Here is a 16,150-nt window from a genome sequence, read left to right on the forward strand (position 1 = left end):
CTTTTACCCTCTTTTCAAGACCTGTTTTAACGAACATGCTCGCTGATGCTGTGGGCAGAGAAAATATTATACTGAACAGTAAACTTGCTCACTTTGAAGAAGATGCTGATCAGGTAAACATCACTTTGACACATGGAAACAGCTTCCAGCCGATCTCCTCATTGGCGCAGACGGCGTTTATTCCACCGTGCGGCGTCAGTTGCTGCCCTCTTACCCCGCAAAAGCACATGGAGGACATCACCTCTGGAGAGCGGTCGTCGCGCCAGGCGATGAAGCAGTTCAAAATACGATCCTCACAGTTGGACATAATCGGACAAGGGGTGGTCTTGCCGGAACCGCCGGCAACCAGGTGTTTTGGATGATTAATCAGTTTGATAGCAAACAAACAACCGGAACTAAAAAAGAGCAGGCCTTGCGCCGGGCAGCCAATTTGAATGATGCCGGCTGGGGAAATTCACTCATCCGGTTGATCGAGGCCACACCGGAAGACAGCATTATATTTAGCCAGATGTTTTGCTTTTAACCCCCGCCTATTTTTCTATTACAACATCGCGGTGTGCCAAACCCCAGTAATGCAATGCTTCAAGTACATTTTCCAGCGGTCTGCCGTGTTCTGTGATCGCGTATTCAACGGTCGGCGGAAAAGTGTCATAAACGCTCCTTGTAATCAGCTTGTTGCCTTCTAAGTTTTTTAGCTCTTTTGATAATGTCTTATCTGTAATGCCTGGCACTTCCTTTGATAGCTGTTTGAATCTCTTGTTTCCACCAGATAAGGAGAACAGAATCAGCAACTTCCATCGCCCTTCCAAAGCTTCAAGCGCATCTTTAATTGAAAGTGCTGTTTTAGGACAGCCACCATTAGTTAGCATCTTGCTTTTTGTTTACTTCCAGTTACTATCCAGTTGGATAGTGCTATCCAATTAGGAAGCGCTATCATATGGAAAGCAAAGGTAGGTAGTTTTGCCGATACAATTACAGCAAAACAAATGGACAAGAAACAAGTAAAACTTAGGACGCTCAATACCTTGCTATGGTCATTGCAGATCCTTTTGACCGCAACATTTTTATGGGCAGGATTTATCAAACTTTTCACACCGGCTGAACAGCTTTCCAGGATGTGGCCTTGGACTGGGGAATATCCTTTACTCGTCTCAATTGCGGGCTTAGCAGACACGCTTGCTGGAATCGGCATGACAATTCCGCGGATACTCCGCATACGACCAGCCGTTACACTCTATGCCTGCTACGGGATTATTTTGCTAATGGTCATTGCAATTATTTTCCACGTTTCAAGAGGTGAAGTTTCTCAACTCGGTATCAATTTCGCAATAACGTTGACGGCAATAGTGGTTATATTAATTTGGAATTACCTTAAGAAAAGGCACTCAGGCTTTCACTAATAGCACGTACATAGATCAGACCTAAGTGACCGGCACTAGCGCAGTAAACGTCCCGCACTGGTCAAGAACTAATAGCAGATTCTTATTAATACCCGACGCTTCAATTTACGTTGCCTTGCGCGCAACCTCACTAACCAGCGACGTAGGGATTTTAATCACTTTGCTCATATCGATTCTTTCAAAAGTCGGCTTTCAATATCATGAACAAGCCGATCGATGTTACCTGCTCATTCATATTTGAACTTTGACACAAAGATATCCATCATGAAATTCCTTAATTGTTCTATCTAGGTCAAAAATTTGTCGATTTAGCCCCGAGATTTAAGATCTGACCTCCTGTGGTTTTCTAGCAGCCGCAAGTCCTCGCAGGCGATCCTGCCGAAGATGCTTACTTTTTCTGAATCATCCCAATATCCATTAACCACCCCAAAAAACTTTCAGGCCAGTATTTCAGGGTTTCTCCTTTCGTAAAATCCATTGCAAATCCATGAGAGCCTTTATTGTAAATATGCATTTCGGCCGGAATCCCTGCTTTCAGCAACGATGAATAAAAGTCAACACTTTTGGAGGCCTTAGTCAACTTATCGTCGTGGGCATTGATGATAAAAACCGGTGGACAACTTTCCTTTCGAACAGTATAATTTCTTAAAAATGCAGCATAAAAAAGACCCGCAAAATTGGGTTTCCAGCTCACCTTGTCCGAGCCTTCATTTATTTCGTCGGTTGCTGCGAGTTCTACCGCCAATGTTCCACCAGCCGAAAAACCTGCTATGCCAATTTTGTTGGGATCAATTTTAAGTTTAGCTGCATCTTTTCGTAAAGTGATGATGGCCTGCTTTGCATCATCGAATGCAGCTGCGAAATATGTATCTCTGGGAATTACAAAGTTTCTGCTGCTATCTCTGGTATTCAAGCGATATTTTAACACCAACGATGCCACGCCCTGTTCTTTTAGCCAAAGTGCAAGGTCGGTACCTTCCCGATCGAACCAATTATCTACAAAACCGCCTCCGGGACATATCACTACGGCGACGCCCGTTTCTTTTCCGGGCGGTGGCAGATGAAGGACGTAAGTAGGAACAGACACCTTGCGAAAGACCCGGTTCTTTTTTGAAAGCGATTGGGGATTTACATCGAAATTTACCATCTCTTCGGCAGTAGTATATTTCACGGGATTATCTTTGATACCCGATGGCCATAGCGGTTTTTCTTCGGATGTTTGCGCATCAACCGTAAATCGCAGGGTAAGCGAAAGACTAAGTGTTAACAGCGTTATCGATATGGTTTTTAGGTTCATAGCGCAGGATTTATGATTATATACTCTTCAAAAAACACGAAATTCAGTTTTTCCCTTAGGACAAAATCAATTTTTAAAGATTTCCTGCAAGGTCGTAGCGAGGTATTGCTTGCAATTTATCCAGTTATGTCCGCCGTGTACGATATAACTTTTGACACGAATTTTCTTGTCCTCAAACATGGCAATGTTCTTTTTCACGCTTTCGTATAAGAAATCATCTGTACCCACACTGATGGTAAGCAGCTTTAACTGGCTGTTGATTTTGTTGGCGTCAGGAGCATAATTCGAAAAGTTTTTTTGAAACTCTTCCGTTGCTGTATAGGGTGCGTAAGAACATATGTAGGCAAACTTGTCGGTGTTAGTTAATCCAATATTCAGCGTTTGGCCTCCACCGACAGAAAATCCTGCAACGGCTCTATGCTTACTGTCCGTAAGAACCGGGTAGTTCGATTCAACAAAAGGGATAATATCTTTCACTACATCTTTGGTAAAATCGGACATTGGAGCAGGCCTGACATTACCATAAGGCATCACGATAATCATTGGAACTGCTTTCCCTTGCGAAATCAGGTTATCCGCAATCAGATTAGCACGTCCTACTTTGGTCCAAGTTTCTTCTGTATCCGACCCTCCATGTATTAAATAAAGTACAGGATATTTTTTTGTGTCGTTTTGTTTAAATCCGGGAGGTGTATAGATCAACAATTGGCGGGTTGTTCCAAGTGTTTTTGATTGATAATAACGATAGCTGATTTTGCCATGCGGAACGTTTTGCAGGGAATGAACCAGCGGTGTTTTTCCAAGAATCTCGACGATGCTGCGCTTAAAGCGTTCATTCGCAAAAATATGGGTGTTATTTGGATCTGCGATCTGTACACTATCTACCAGGAAGGAATAGGGATAAATTTCCGGCTTCACCGGGCCAATCGTAACGCTCCAAATACCCGACGTATCTTTGGTCATGGCCTGTGGAGCATCCAGGAACTCTCCGCTCACCATTACCTTTTTAGCCGTCTTTGAATAGTATTTGAATGTTACCTTGTTATCAGCATGTACTTGTGGTGAACCGATAGAAGGTGGCCGTTGGGCAAAAGAGTTGGTCGACCCCAATAATATCAGGATTATGATAGAAATGAAGTATTTCATCGCTGATTGATTGTTCATTTAAAAAGAAGTTGAGCGGTTTCCGTCAAATAAGTCCTGACGTTTATCCATGTATGACCTCCTCCTGTGATCAGGCTTTTATAGTTGATCTTTTTTGCGGTGAGATAGTTCAAAAATGTCGCAACGTCATTGTACATGAAATCTTCGTTTCCTACACTTACCCACAGCAGTTTCAATTGTTTATTGGTGGCCTCCGCATTGGAAGTAATGGCTGAATAGGTGCCATCCAATTCACTTGTAGGTAGGTTGGCAGCATAGGCACAGATCCAGGAAAATTTATCAATGTTCCAAAATGAAGTTCGTAAGGTTTGACCGCCACCACGGGAAAAACCACCGATGGCACGACTGTCCCTGTTAGCAATGGTGCGATAGGTTTTGTCGACAAAAGGAATCACATGCTCTGTAAGGTCATCTGAAAATCGGCGCATTCTGACAATTCCATCCGGGCTGTCTCTTACCGGGTCCGGGGGCGTAGGGTCACCCTTTTGATGCGCCATTCTTGCTTCCATATTGCCATAAGGCATGACAATAATCATAGGCTTTGCTTTGCCTTCCGCAATCAGGTTATCAAGTATGAAGTTGGTACGGCCGACCTTGAAAAAAGTCTCTTCTGTATCTGTCGTCCCGCTTATTAAATAGAAAACCGGGTATTTTTTAGACGCATCTTTATCATAACCGGGAGGTGTATAGACAACCACTGTACCGGTTGTACCTTCAACAGAAGAATAATATTCGTAATTCACGGAGCCATGCGGAACGTCCCGAACAGAATGTATTAAGGGCGTAAAGCCGGAAACTTCAAATAGACTTGATTTGAAACGTTCATTGGGAGAAAAATCTTCATTTGCCGGGTCCATTACACTTACACCATCTACGACAAAATTGTAAGAATAAATGTCAGGTCGTACCGGGCCAACAGTAACGCTCCATATGCCAATGCTATCTTTTATCATGGCAACGTTTGAAGCCCCAAACAGCCCACCTGCAAGCTTTACTTCTCTTGCTGACGGAGCCAGGTAACGAAATGTAACTTTCTTGTCGGCTAGTACCTGAGGCGATACCACAAAAGGACCTCTTGGCGGCTGCGCCTTCCCATAAAAGAAAAGACAAAGCATCACCGAGGTAAACATGATTCGTGCAACAGTTGTACGGTGCATTTTATGTAAGTTATTTGAAAATCTTCTATAACGGTTTCATATCTGTTTTAAAAACTCATTCAGTACTTCCACCGTTTTCGCCAACTTGTCGTGATGCAGATTGTGCCCTGCTCCATCAATATGAATTAATTTGCCGTTTTGCATGACACGGGCCGCTTCCTCATTGGCCTTGCGCACTTCGGGCTTCGCATCTGCTTTTAATATCAGTGACGGCACCTTGATTTTTGCGAGGGCATCTGCCGTGCTCATCGTGCCTGTCAGGGCCTGAGCTTGTTCGGGCGTGTAAGGACCGTGGTATTGCTTTTTTGAGACTGCCCAATAATATATATCCAAATCAGCCCACATTGGATTCTGACGCTTCCCTTTCGCAACTACCTCTTCAAATGGCGTATTATTCTGTGCAACGAGGGTATCAGGACTTTTGAACATATTGGGCCTGCGGACTGGCGCCGCGCTTGATTGTGCAGATGCAGTTTGACCTCTACGGGCAGTATCAGCTGCCGATGGTGCAGGTTGGGCTGGACGATTACCAACAAATGGATCAAGCATGATAATGGCTTTGGCCAGATCAGGATACTGCGCCCCTACCCGCATGACGGTGGCTGCTCCCATCGAATGCCCCATTAGTATCGGCTTGTCAAATTTCATGAACTTTACAAAATCCACTACGTCTTTGATCATCGTTTCGCCATTATCCGTTGCCGTAGGCGGATCGGTCAAACCGTGACCGCGTGCATCAATCATATAAATATCATAAGCGTCCTGCAATTTCAAGGTCAGTGTAGTCCAGCTAAGCCCGATGTCGGTATAACCGTGCACCATGACCATCACAGGTTTACCCGGCGCCGGCTTGGCGTGATAGTAATGCGAGCGTATTCCATTGACATAGGCATAACCATCGGTCCAGCCTTCGGGAAATTTCACAGATTGAGCATTGACGGATATCGTCGGGATTAGCACCGACAGCATCAGCATGGATAGATACTTTTGGGCTTGTGACTTCATGGTTAATTTCATTTGTGGTTTTATTTTAAATCATGGACAAAAAATGAAAGCACAAGATTGGTTTATCCACCTGCGCCAAACCGAATTGCTTTGATTCTGATCGGAGCGCCGGTAAAGACGAAGTAAACATCTTTGACACCGGATCCTGCTCCGGCAGCAATGTCAAGAATCATTTTATCACTGTATTCACCGGAAAACTTACCTAACAGAATTCCGTCTGCGCTGCCTGCATGTGCCTCGATTGTTCCGGAAGGAGGTGTCGGTGCATTACGCCCGGGAGCACGGATAATTTCAATTTGTTTGATGCCGGTCAGATCAGTTCCTTTAAGCCTGAAAGACGCGCCGGAATTCCTGACAAATGCCATGGTACTGTCATTGTTAAAACTTATTTCTTTGACCTGGTCGGCAAGAGTGACAGGCACTACTGGATTTCGAAGGATAACAGTTGCTTCCGAGGATTGGGAGGACGCTGCTTTTGTACCGCGATCGGCGTATGCGGCGCGGAATATGAAGCTGCCTTCCGTATCACCCTTAGGCACAGCCGTTGTATAGGTACCTTTTACAGGCAATGTTTTGGCCGGTTTAGGCGCATCCGACAAGCTCATGATGTAGCGGACAATTCCTTTCACATCGCTTTCCGCCATAGTCGGGTGCGCTGGCATAAATGCGTCTCCCCAAACGCCGGAACCGCCATTTAAAATCTTCTTGGACAAGCCTGCAACTGCGGTTGGATCACCCTTGTATTTGGCAGATATAGCCGTAAAAGAAGGGCCCAGCACCTTTTCTTTAATGGCATGACAAGCCTTGCAATCTCCATTATTGATCAGCGAAATCGCCGTTGCATATTGCGCCGAAGCATCCACACTCATTTGCTTTTGTGCGATCCGGGTCAGATTAAAACCTTCTGAAAGATAGTTTGTACTGACAGAAACCTGAGAAGGCGCTATTTTCTTGTTTGCAAGACTGCCATCTTCCTTGTCGCTTACACGCACCTCATAGTCAATGCTTTTTCCTGGGAAATAGAAGGTGGAGTTTCCTTTGGTAATTTTAAATTCGACCACCGGAGGTTCATTACCTGCTTTCATTTCAACCGATTTGGTATTTTTCTCCCCAGCTTTGTCCGTGACAGTCAGGGTTGCCTGATAAGTGCCCGGCGAGGTAAAAGTGATCGACGGATTAGCCTCTTTCAGCGTTTTGAAAGCTGCATTGTTTTTCCTGACTACCCATTCATATTGCAGCGCGTCGTCTTCATCAAAGTCTTTGGTGCCTTCCGAAGATAGCGTAACCTGCATAGGAAGTGCTCCTGCCGTTTTGCTGGCTGATGCTTCTACCAATGGCTTTCTGTTCCCGCTGTTGTATTCGATCCGGATCAGTTCTGCCTCCGGATTATCTTTAAAATATCCGTTTCCATATTCCAGCACATACAGGTCACCGTCAGGCCCGAATTTCATGTCAATCGGCCCTTTTAGTTTCAGATCGGGCAGAAATCGCTCCATCGATTTGTATTCGCCGTTTTCATCCATTTCCACCACATTAATCCAGCCCCGTACCCAGTCGGTGATGAACCATTTTCCTTCATAGTAGTCGGGAAATAATCGCGATGCATTTTTGAAATCATCTTTCCTGAATACCGGCCCACCCACTGCGCTGTTGCCCCCGCTTTCCATCAGCGGAAATTCCTGGCTTTGCGCTTTTGAATACCAGATAAATGCAGGCTGTGCAGCCGGAAGCTCTTTTAAGCCCGTGCTGTTTGGAGAATTGTTGACCGGATGTAATGGGTCAAAAGGCGTTCCGGAAACTTTGGTGGCGAAGTCATATTTCACGTAAGCCTTGTTATTGGCAACAAAATACGGCCATCCGTAAAACCCGGGTCCTTTGGCGCGGTTGAATTCATCATAGGATTGCGGGCCACGTTTTTCGATGTCGTCACGCGACCCATCCGGGCCTACTTCTCCCCAGTAGAGCCATCCGGTTTTTGAATCGATCGTTGGCCGCCACGGGTTTCTGTTGCCCATCGTGTAAATTTCTGGTTTGGTCTGCGGCGTTCCCGGAGGAAAAAGGTTACCCTTTGGAATGGTGTAAGTGCCGTCGGGTTCAGGATGAATACGCAGAATTTTTCCTCTTAAATCATTTGTATTAGGAGATGATTTCTGGGAGTCTCGGGGTGATTCCCCCGGTCTTTCATCAAGAGGAGCAAATCCATCGGAGGCGCGGGAAAATGTATTATCCCCCGTAGTCAGATACAGGTTTTTATCTTTATCGAAAAGCATCCCTCCGCCCACATGACAGCATTCTTCACGCTGAACGGGCACTTCCATAACCACCTTTCGCGAGCTTTCCAGTAACTCCTTACCATGCCACTCGTAGCGCACCAGCACGTTTTTCGCCTCGTCACCAGCCAGGGAATAGTAAATGTAAATCCAATGGTTTTTGTCATAATCAGGATCCAGGATGACGCCCTGCATTCCATCTTCCCCTTCGGTGACTTCTCCCGCTTTGTTTACATATTTTGTACTGACGGCAAACTCAGCCACCATTTCCATCGTCTGCGACTTTGGATCATAAACCTTCAACTTACCCTTCCGCTCCGCATAAAGTACCCTGCCATCTTTCAAAATCTGAAACTGCATGGGCTCTTCAAGCCTTTGCGCAAGAACTACTTTGGTGAACCGGTTATTCTCCGGCTTTTTAGGTGTTTGCGCTAATAATGAGCGAATTGGCAGAAAGGCAATGAACAATGAGAAAGCCCCTAATAAAGGCTTTCTCAAACATTTTGTCAGGAAATTGTAAGTATGGAACATTATTTAAAAAGTTGATAAGCTTTACTAAGAAATGGCTTGTACATTGGCTCGTGCTTGGGCATGTTCAAGTAAAACAGCACAATCATATTGTTTTCGGGATCGATAATATAATCCGTACCGTACAATCCACCCCACGCAAATGCAGTGTTCGAAACTTCGGGAACCGGTTTCTTTTCTGCATTGTAGAGTTCAAATCCGAGCCCGAACTGAAACCCTTTTCCACCGGAATTCTCAGCAGGTAAGCGGTTGACCTTTGTCATCAGTTCAATTGTCTCGGGTTTGAGGATGCGCTTGCCATTGTACTCGCCTTTGTTGAGCAGCATTTGGCAAAACTTGGCATAGTCGCCAATAGGTCCGTTCAGACCAATAGCTCCCTCCGCATAAGTTTGTACCGGGCTGATCGTGGTTTCGCTAAATTTGTTGGATTGCGGCACCAATTTGCCGTCAATGTCGCTGTAAGCCTTCACAAACCGGTTCATTTTCGAGGGTTCATAATACCAGTCTGTTTCAGTCATCCCCAAAGGATCCAGAACCGTTGATTTGACATATTCACGCAGACTTTTGCCAGATATGAGCTCGACCATGTAAGCCAGCATATTTGTGCTGATATGGTAACTCCACTCGCTGCCGGGATCGAAACCCAGTGGGTATTTTGCCAGCGCGATCATCTCATCTTTGAGATATTTCGCCGTGCCAGCCCCGCCTGTCCGCTGTCCCGGGCCTGCCGGTGGCGTGGCTCCGGAGGTTGCAGCGGCATTCTTTTTCTCCATTTCGGCGCGACGTGCCTTTCCTACCAGTCCGGCGCTGATTCCCGACGAGTGCGACATCAAATGCGCAAATGTCATCGGCGTCTTCACTGGCCTTGTTTCGAATGTTCCATCCTCTTTGATGGCTGTCGCTACCTGATCAGAAATCTGGGGGAAATATTTAGAAACCGGATCGTCAACCGAGACCAATCCCTTCTCTACCAGGGTCATAAATGCCACGGTCGTCACTGCTTTGGTTTGAGAAAACAGGATATAATAATCATCCACAGCAGCCGGAACCTTGTTTTCAACGTCTTTGTAGCCAAATGCTTTGTTGTACACGACATTCCCGCCCTTGGCAACAAAACCTACAATGCTGCTGGCTTTCTTCTGGTCAATAAAACTTTGCAGCAGCGAGTCAATGCGTTTTGTTTTGTCTTCGCTTGTGCCGGTTGCTTTGAGATCAGCTTTGTAATTTAATTCTTGCGGCGCGGGCGATTTTTGCTGGGCTATGGTGCTGGTGAATGCAGCCAAAAGCGCAATGCTTAAATAGATTTTTTTCATACCTATTATTTTTAAATTAATAAAGGCTATTCAGCGGCAGATAATCTTTGAAATTCAATGCCGTGTCAAAAAGCATATACATGTTGAAAACCCAAAAACAGATAAGACCTACCTATTACTAGAAGCCATAAAAAGCGCTATTTGCCATATATATTCTTCAAGTCGCCTTCAAACAGCGTGTATTCGTTTTCATAAAACTTCTTGAAATCCTGTACGGCGGGATGCCCTGGAAACGGCGCGTAATAATGTGTCAGACTTTTGGTATCGTTGCGCCAGACGAGTACGTAGGAGAGATTTAACTTATTAGTTTGTAACACTTTAAGCAAAACATCGGTGTACCAAACAGGGTTAACGATGGATTCCAGACCTGTCTCGGTCATGGCAGCCAGCTTTTTGTTTTCCAGCGCAAAGTCATTTACAATTTTGAGTTTTTTGATCGCTTGTTCCAGATTGTACTTGCCGTCACGTCCCATGTCTCCATAATTATCCATTCCAACCAGGTCTACCCATTCATTGCCCGGATACCGCTCTGTAAATTCTGCGACGCTGTTGAATTTATTGTCAGGAGAAAACGCGTAAATCAGGTTATGGACAGCCAGACTATCCCGCAGATACCCTGCTGTGAATTGCCATAATGATTTGAATTCATCCGGCGTGCAATGTGCTTTGCCCCACCAAAACCAATCTCCGTCAAACTCATGATAAGGCCTGAAAATAAGCGGAATAGCCTCTCCCTCGGCACCTTTCAGACTTTTGAACCAACCTGCAAGTCCTTGTAAAATGACCTTGTAATCCTGGTGATTTTTACCACCCGGAATAATGTATTTCACCGCCGGCAGCGAAACGGAATCTTTCCAGTAAAAACCACCGCCCGAAACCGGATTAGAGAAATGCCAGGAAATGGTTGTAATTCCGCCACGCGCGTAGGTATCAGTAACCAGTTTTTTTAATCGTTCCTGATTTTTCTGTATAGACTCCGCAGACCTGCCAGTCAATGGCGCAATGTCCACACCAACTACTGCGGGGTGCGAGCCAACGACTGATTTTACGTCCGATCGTCCCGGCTCGTCTCGCCAGCTATGTCCGTAATCCGTAGCATCCTGATGTCCAAAAAGTATATGCTTTTTGGCTAACTCGTGCATATTGCGGTAAAGTGCAGCTGTCTCCCGTGTTGCTTTGGGATCAATTAGTTTTTGAGCCCAAGACAGCGAGCATGATGCAATAAAAAGTGCAGCGAAACCGATCGCTATTTTCTTGATTTTGAAATTAATGTGCATTTGAAATTAGTATTGCTGTATTGAGATGAATTCTTTGCCCTGGTAGAAAACCGTTGTTTTATCCGATTTGCCGTCACCGTCATGACTAGCTTTAAGCTTGGGAATTATTTACCGGAAGGAATAATTGGGAATAGAAAAAATAGAACTTTTTATTGCAAAAGTAGGACGGATCAGAATGCGAATGGATTATGGAAAACCCTACTTTTTTAAAATTAAGGGTTTTCCCTTAAAGTCAGTCCAAGAATCCACTCGCGATATTGTTCGCAATCATTTCTTCGTCATCGCCCCTACATCCCGGAAGAAGAACACCAGCTCCTTAAAACTTACGAACCTGTTATGTCCGCGCGGATCATAGCCAGCTTCCTGACTGAACAGCGTGAAGCCTGTATAAATGTCCCAAAGGTCTTCGATTCAGGTTTCAGCGTCACTTTGGCTAAGCAGCTCTTTGACCTTCCGGCCATAGGCCAGGTGTAGTTGGTTTAATGCGGAGTCCTCGGGCTCGTCGAAGTGTGGCAGTGCGCTCATTTTGTTAATTTTAAGAGTGTGGTACAAAATCTTGCATTTACGTTTTCTGCAAAGCACAGACTGCCGCGCACCGTTCCCAACACAATCGACCGGTAACATACATTGCGATCCTTGTAAGATATCCGAGCACTTCCCGGGGGATTTGTATAAATTGCTTTTTTAAACCAAACACCCTTTCCACATGGCACATACTACATCCAATCCGAAGATCCACGAAGGCCGTAACTTGAAGAGATTCAGGGAGATGCTTCAAATTAAACAAGATTATTTGGCGTTTGAGCTGGGCGAAGACTGGAACCAGCAAAAGATATCCCTACTTGAACAGAGGGAAAAAATCGATTCTGATATTTTGGAGCAGGTCGCGGCGATTTTGAAGATACCGGCTGATGCGATTCGGAATTTTGATGAGGAGAAGGCGGTAAATATTATCGCGAGTACATTCAATGACAATTCCTACAATCACGGCACTATTCACATTCATCCGTTTGAAAAGCTTATTCAGCTTCATGAAGAGAAGATTGCATTGTATGAGCGGATGTTGAAGGAGAAGGATGAGATGATGGGGCGGTTGGAGAAACTATTTCAGCAATGATCGAATCCAGCTCTTCCGCAATGTCCTTAATACAGGATGTTGTGCGGATTTTACAATCTGCAAGACAAAATGCTTACAAAGCTGTCAATACAGCAATGCTTGAAGCTTACTGGCAGATTGGTAAAAGAATCGTGGAAGAAGAACAATATGGGGAAGCTCGGGCTGCGTATGGAGAAGGCATCATCAAACAACTTTCAAAGGATCTGAGCCGCGAAATGGGCAAGGGGTTTTCAGTTGCAAACCTTGAAAACTTCCGAAAATTTTACCTGACTTTCTCTGATAAACAAAAATCTTACGCAGTGCGTAGGGAATTGAGTTGGACACATTATCGCCTCATTATGAGAGTCGAAGATTCTGCGGCACGAACTTATTATGAGAATGAATGTGCAGATCAAATGTGGAGTACCCGGACGTTAGAGCGTAATATCAATTCCCATTATTATCAGCGTTTGCTATCTTCTCAAACTAGTGCAGAAACGTCAATTCAAAATCAAAACTCTGACAAAATTCCCTCTAACGATTTTATTAAAGACCCATACGTTTTCGAATTCTTAAATATCCCTGAACCGATAAATGCATTAGAGCAAGACATTGAAAAAGCCTTAATTGGAAACTTGCAGCATTTTTTACTCGAATTAGGAAAAGGCTTTTCCTTTGTCGGACGACAATTTAGAATAAGCACAGAAACAAGTCATTTTTATATTGACCTTGTTTTCTACAACTATCTTCTTAAATGCTTTGTACTTTTTGATTTGAAAACAGGCAAGCTAACACACCAGGATACCGGGCAAATGGATATGTATATTCGAATGTTCGACGATTTGAAAAAGCAGGATGATGACAATCCTACGATCGGAATTATTCTTTGTACTGAAAAAGATGAGACTGTTGTGAAGTATAGTATTTTGAATGATAGCAAGCAATTGTTTGCTACGAAGTATATGCTTTATTTGCCGACTGAGGAGGAGTTAATTGCGGAGATTGAGCGGGAGAGACGGCTTCTTAGGATTAGTTAAAGGTTAAGCTTTTTTTTGTGGTAAATATTCAAATATTTGGTTAAACCCTTGCGAAACTGGTAGAGCCACTTCATTCTGACATATGCATATTGCTATGACGACGAAAAAGAATAATAGGCAACAACATTCACCCAGACGCTGCATTTTTTGTAACCTCCCTGGAACATTAACACGTCAGCACATCTTTTCAGATTTCCTGCGACACTATATAATAAGAAACAAACAGGGTAGCACCCACCTAAGATCAGATACTGGCTTCGGTCCTATTATAAGTAGCACACCAAACTTCACATCGAAAAAGGATCAAGGCGACATGGGAGTAAAGAAATTTCTGTTGGTATGCGAAACTTGTAATAGTGGATGGATTAGCGAAAACGAGAACAAAATAAAAGAGGCAATCGGAAAGCTTGTCCTCGGAGAGCAGATAAGGCTTGAAGACCAATTTATTCCTAAAATCGCGGCTTGGATCGCCATTATGACAATTATGGGAGAATTTATGGATCCCGACGAACGCGCAATCCATAGAAATCATCGAAACTTCCTTTATAAAAATCGGTATCCCAGTGATGACTGGAAAATTTGGATAGGCATTTATGAAGGCGAACAAACTCAGCTCTATCGATGGTCCCACATAATTCAAAGTGACAACCCGCAGGATGTAACAAATCCGATGTTCTCGCCCATCGACCACCCGGATCACTGCCAGGTTACAGTCATTACACTAAACAAACTATTAATTGTCTCTGCCACGAACCCGGCCGTGGATATTGATAGGATGTTCACCGAAATGATTTACAAAAGTAAACATCGGCTTGTTCAATTATGGCCAAGAGCCAGCGACAGAGTTCTCAAAAACTTGGCCACCAGAGAAAAATTCAAATGACCTTGACGTCTTAAATATATCTAATACCCTGCCAAACATCATCCATTTTTTAAAACAAACGTCGGCAAACTATCAAATAATTGGTAGTAGAAAATAGCATTCATATCTCCTTTATAAAATGCAGCGTCAATAACTTCACCGCCAAAACCTGGTTAATCCGCACAAACGCCTCAATCATTAAATTGCTATCCGCTTTCAACCATGAATGCAATATTTGCGACAATTTGAAGTTAAGAAATAAATCTCCTTATTTTGTGTACACAAAATCGTACACCATGAGAATCATAACAGCCATGGAATTTCGGGGGAAGCAGAAGGATTATCTGGATCTTGCCGAGAAGGAGCGGGTGATCATTCACCGGGGAAAGAATAAGAAGTCAGTTTTACTCACGCCAATTGATGAAAGTACTGAAACTGATGTCTTTTTTTCGGACCCGCAAGTATTAAATGCCATTAAAGAAGGCATTGAGGACGTGAAGGCTGGAAGAGTGACTTCCATTCGCGATCTCAAAAATATATGGGCAGATATTCTGTAAACTGAGATTGACTCACCCCACACTAACCCCAATCAACTCTACTCCCAAAACCTCCTCAATCCGCACAATCGTCTCAATCGTAAAATTGCCATTCCCTTTCACCCAGGAATTTACAGTCTGAGGTGTTACTTGCAATTTTTCCGCCAAATCCTTTTGGCTCATTCCAAGTTTTCGCAACTGGGCGAGTATATTAATCGAAATAATCCTGGATTTTTCAAGTGCCTTCGGATTTTCGGCTTTGCGGGCTGCGCGCTCTTTCCATTTGCTGGATTCGGCAGCGGTGACCGATTCCAATTTTTGTAATATATCTTCTCTCGTTTGCATAGTCATTCAAAATCAATGTATCCCCAATCTTCAACAGTTTCAATATTCAGTTCTTTCAAAAATTTCACGAGCACATTCAGCTTTTTAAGTTCTTCCAGCAAATGCTCTCGCTCATTCATGGTTTTTGTCAGTTTGATTGCGCTGCCGGAGATTACAAAAAAGTCGTAGTTGAGTCTTACAGCATAAATCCTAAGCCATGACTTGGCGCCTGTTCCGTAGGCTTTGCTCTTTTCATTTACAATTTTGATTCTCGCAGTTTTGCCAAGTGGTTTGAAAATATCTCCTAGTCTTTTTTCTAAATCCTGTCCTTGTGCAACTAGCAATAATTGTTTTTCAAATGCATCGGCTTCTGACATTGTAATTGAAACAGCTTGGCTTACTGTGCAATAGCCGTAAAAATCTTTTACAAGATCCCGCTCGTGCGTGGTAAAAAATGTATCCAAATACTCCGGATTGTCCCAGCAATTGAATGTGCGGTCAAACTCGTTTTCATTATTTCCTTCAAACCGCGCCGCCCATAGCGTCTCGGGAACAATGCGTGTAAGCTCAACAATCTTCATGGAAACTGCCGCACGTTGCGGCTCGATAATGTGTGTACTGACTGGCAAATACTAATTCTCAAATCTAGCAAAATTTTGTCAAAAATCAGATTATAACCTGATTTTTGACATACTTACGAGGAACAATCCCTGTTGCATTAGCTTTCAAAGCAGCTGCAAAAATGATCCTTACATCAGCACTTGCTCCTGAACTACCACCTCTGGAAACTTCAAAAATACCTAGCACGCGGCTGACATTGTTTAATAGCAGTATTTCGAACTCTTCAATAAATTAGAGTGCCGCGGCGGGGCTTCATCCTGTCA

At 44.0% G+C, this 16,150-nt stretch carries 18 protein-coding genes; 7 read left to right on the forward strand and 11 right to left on the reverse strand.

Annotation, left to right across the window (positions count from 1 at the left end; genetic code table 11):
• Nucleotides 1-187: 187 nt before the first annotated feature.
• Nucleotides 188-523, forward strand: a complete 336-nt coding sequence (locus tag LZG73_RS17965) for a hypothetical protein (RefSeq protein ID WP_233853169.1) — start codon at nucleotides 188-190, stop codon at nucleotides 521-523.
• Between the two features lie 7 nt (nucleotides 524-530).
• Here LZG73_RS17965 and LZG73_RS17970 read toward each other — a convergent pair whose 3' ends face one another.
• Nucleotides 531-869 (reverse strand): helix-turn-helix domain-containing protein, encoded by a 339-nt coding sequence (locus tag LZG73_RS17970; protein WP_233853171.1) that lies wholly within the window; start codon nucleotides 867-869, stop codon nucleotides 531-533.
• A 117-nt stretch (nucleotides 870-986) separates the two neighbouring features.
• Between LZG73_RS17970 and LZG73_RS17975 the strand changes: the two genes are divergently transcribed.
• Complete coding sequence (locus tag LZG73_RS17975; RefSeq protein ID WP_233853173.1) at nucleotides 987-1,400, forward strand: DoxX family protein; 414 nt, start codon at nucleotides 987-989, stop codon at nucleotides 1,398-1,400.
• Nucleotides 1,401-1,788: 388 nt separating this feature from the next.
• Here the strand turns inward: LZG73_RS17975 and LZG73_RS17980 are convergent, their stop codons facing one another.
• The 7 genes from LZG73_RS17980 to LZG73_RS18010 all read right to left on the reverse strand — a co-directional run bounded on the left by LZG73_RS17980 (nucleotide 1,789) and on the right by LZG73_RS18010 (nucleotide 11,411).
• Nucleotides 1,789-2,697 (reverse strand): alpha/beta hydrolase, encoded by a 909-nt coding sequence (locus tag LZG73_RS17980; RefSeq protein WP_233853175.1) that lies wholly within the window; start codon nucleotides 2,695-2,697, stop codon nucleotides 1,789-1,791.
• A gap of 66 nt (nucleotides 2,698-2,763) precedes the next feature.
• Nucleotides 2,764-3,843, reverse strand: coding sequence for an esterase (locus LZG73_RS17985; protein ID WP_233853234.1), 1,080 nt, complete (start codon nucleotides 3,841-3,843; stop codon nucleotides 2,764-2,766).
• Between the two features lie 14 nt (nucleotides 3,844-3,857).
• On the reverse strand, nucleotides 3,858-5,018 hold the full coding sequence (locus tag LZG73_RS17990) for an alpha/beta hydrolase-fold protein (RefSeq protein WP_310588449.1): 1,161 nt from the start codon (nucleotides 5,016-5,018) through the stop codon (nucleotides 3,858-3,860).
• A 36-nt stretch (nucleotides 5,019-5,054) separates the two neighbouring features.
• Nucleotides 5,055-6,035, reverse strand: coding sequence for an alpha/beta fold hydrolase (locus LZG73_RS17995; RefSeq protein WP_233853177.1), 981 nt, complete (start codon nucleotides 6,033-6,035; stop codon nucleotides 5,055-5,057).
• Between the two features lie 50 nt (nucleotides 6,036-6,085).
• Entirely contained in the window at nucleotides 6,086-8,824 is a 2,739-nt protein-coding gene (locus tag LZG73_RS18000) for a PQQ-dependent sugar dehydrogenase (protein ID WP_233853179.1), read from the reverse strand.
• Nucleotides 8,824-10,134: a serine hydrolase gene (locus LZG73_RS18005; RefSeq protein WP_233853181.1), complete on the reverse strand. Its 1,311-nt coding sequence runs from the start codon at nucleotides 10,132-10,134 to the stop codon at nucleotides 8,824-8,826. Before LZG73_RS18005 ends, LZG73_RS18000 begins: the two co-directional genes overlap by 1 nt.
• 137 nt (nucleotides 10,135-10,271) lie before the next feature.
• A complete protein-coding gene (locus LZG73_RS18010; RefSeq protein WP_233853183.1) occupies nucleotides 10,272-11,411 on the reverse strand; it encodes a glycoside hydrolase family 26 protein in 1,140 nt (379 codons plus the stop codon).
• A gap of 336 nt (nucleotides 11,412-11,747) precedes the next feature.
• Between LZG73_RS18010 and LZG73_RS18015 the strand changes: the two genes are divergently transcribed.
• The 5 genes from LZG73_RS18015 (at nucleotide 11,748) to LZG73_RS18035 (ending at nucleotide 14,963) form a co-directional block, all read left to right on the forward strand.
• The gene (locus LZG73_RS18015; protein WP_233853190.1) at nucleotides 11,748-11,885 is read left to right on the forward strand and encodes a hypothetical protein; all 138 of its coding nucleotides are present in this window, start codon (nucleotides 11,748-11,750) and stop codon (nucleotides 11,883-11,885) included.
• Between the two features lie 232 nt (nucleotides 11,886-12,117).
• Nucleotides 12,118-12,528: a helix-turn-helix transcriptional regulator gene (locus LZG73_RS18020; protein WP_233853192.1), complete on the forward strand. Its 411-nt coding sequence runs from the start codon at nucleotides 12,118-12,120 to the stop codon at nucleotides 12,526-12,528.
• The gene (locus LZG73_RS18025) at nucleotides 12,525-13,544 is read left to right on the forward strand and encodes a YhcG family protein (RefSeq protein ID WP_233853197.1); all 1,020 of its coding nucleotides are present in this window, start codon (nucleotides 12,525-12,527) and stop codon (nucleotides 13,542-13,544) included. Before LZG73_RS18020 ends, LZG73_RS18025 begins: the two co-directional genes overlap by 4 nt.
• A 313-nt stretch (nucleotides 13,545-13,857) precedes the next feature.
• Nucleotides 13,858-14,427, forward strand: coding sequence for a hypothetical protein (locus LZG73_RS18030; protein WP_233853198.1), 570 nt, complete (start codon nucleotides 13,858-13,860; stop codon nucleotides 14,425-14,427).
• A gap of 275 nt (nucleotides 14,428-14,702) precedes the next feature.
• The gene (locus tag LZG73_RS18035; RefSeq protein WP_233853199.1) at nucleotides 14,703-14,963 is read left to right on the forward strand and encodes a hypothetical protein; all 261 of its coding nucleotides are present in this window, start codon (nucleotides 14,703-14,705) and stop codon (nucleotides 14,961-14,963) included.
• A 12-nt stretch (nucleotides 14,964-14,975) separates the two neighbouring features.
• Here the strand turns inward: LZG73_RS18035 and LZG73_RS18040 are convergent, their stop codons facing one another.
• The 3 genes from LZG73_RS18040 to LZG73_RS18050 are packed head-to-tail and all read right to left on the reverse strand — an operon-like array spanning nucleotide 14,976 to nucleotide 16,115.
• The gene (locus LZG73_RS18040; protein ID WP_233853200.1) at nucleotides 14,976-15,287 is read right to left on the reverse strand and encodes a helix-turn-helix transcriptional regulator; all 312 of its coding nucleotides are present in this window, start codon (nucleotides 15,285-15,287) and stop codon (nucleotides 14,976-14,978) included.
• A 2-nt stretch (nucleotides 15,288-15,289) separates the two neighbouring features.
• Nucleotides 15,290-15,895 (reverse strand): hypothetical protein, encoded by a 606-nt coding sequence (locus tag LZG73_RS18045; RefSeq protein ID WP_233853201.1) that lies wholly within the window; start codon nucleotides 15,893-15,895, stop codon nucleotides 15,290-15,292.
• Between the two features lie 37 nt (nucleotides 15,896-15,932).
• Nucleotides 15,933-16,115 carry a JAB domain-containing protein gene (locus LZG73_RS18050; RefSeq protein ID WP_310588451.1) on the reverse strand — a complete coding sequence of 61 codons (183 nt, stop codon included), beginning with the start codon at nucleotides 16,113-16,115 and terminating at the stop codon, nucleotides 15,933-15,935.
• Nucleotides 16,116-16,150: the final 35 nt, after the last annotated feature.

This window comes from Dyadobacter sp. CY326, assembly GCF_021390515.1.
Lineage (GTDB): Bacteria > Bacteroidota > Bacteroidia > Cytophagales > Spirosomataceae > Dyadobacter.

Excerpts from the sequence above, each read along its gene's own strand:
- LZG73_RS17970 (WP_233853171.1), bottom strand. The coding sequence starts at position 869 with ATGCTAACTAATGGTGGCTGTCCTAAAACAGCACTTTCAATTAAAGAT.
- LZG73_RS17975 (WP_233853173.1), top strand. The coding sequence starts at position 987 with ATGGACAAGAAACAAGTAAAACTTAGGACGCTCAATACCTTGCTATGG.
- LZG73_RS17980 (WP_233853175.1), bottom strand. The coding sequence starts at position 2,697 with ATGAACCTAAAAACCATATCGATAACGCTGTTAACACTTAGTCTTTCG.
- LZG73_RS17985 (WP_233853234.1), bottom strand. The coding sequence starts at position 3,843 with ATGAAATACTTCATTTCTATCATAATCCTGATATTATTGGGGTCGACC.
- LZG73_RS17990 (WP_310588449.1), bottom strand. The coding sequence starts at position 5,018 with ATGCACCGTACAACTGTTGCACGAATCATGTTTACCTCGGTGATGCTT.
- LZG73_RS17995 (WP_233853177.1), bottom strand. The coding sequence starts at position 6,035 with ATGAAATTAACCATGAAGTCACAAGCCCAAAAGTATCTATCCATGCTG.
- LZG73_RS18000 (WP_233853179.1), bottom strand. The coding sequence starts at position 8,824 with ATGTTCCATACTTACAATTTCCTGACAAAATGTTTGAGAAAGCCTTTA.
- LZG73_RS18005 (WP_233853181.1), bottom strand. The coding sequence starts at position 10,134 with ATGAAAAAAATCTATTTAAGCATTGCGCTTTTGGCTGCATTCACCAGC.
- LZG73_RS18010 (WP_233853183.1), bottom strand. The coding sequence starts at position 11,411 with ATGCACATTAATTTCAAAATCAAGAAAATAGCGATCGGTTTCGCTGCA.
- LZG73_RS18015 (WP_233853190.1), top strand. The coding sequence starts at position 11,748 with ATGTCCGCGCGGATCATAGCCAGCTTCCTGACTGAACAGCGTGAAGCC.
- LZG73_RS18020 (WP_233853192.1), top strand. The coding sequence starts at position 12,118 with ATGGCACATACTACATCCAATCCGAAGATCCACGAAGGCCGTAACTTG.
- LZG73_RS18025 (WP_233853197.1), top strand. The coding sequence starts at position 12,525 with ATGATCGAATCCAGCTCTTCCGCAATGTCCTTAATACAGGATGTTGTG.
- LZG73_RS18030 (WP_233853198.1), top strand. The coding sequence starts at position 13,858 with ATGGGAGTAAAGAAATTTCTGTTGGTATGCGAAACTTGTAATAGTGGA.
- LZG73_RS18035 (WP_233853199.1), top strand. The coding sequence starts at position 14,703 with ATGAGAATCATAACAGCCATGGAATTTCGGGGGAAGCAGAAGGATTAT.
- LZG73_RS18040 (WP_233853200.1), bottom strand. The coding sequence starts at position 15,287 with ATGCAAACGAGAGAAGATATATTACAAAAATTGGAATCGGTCACCGCT.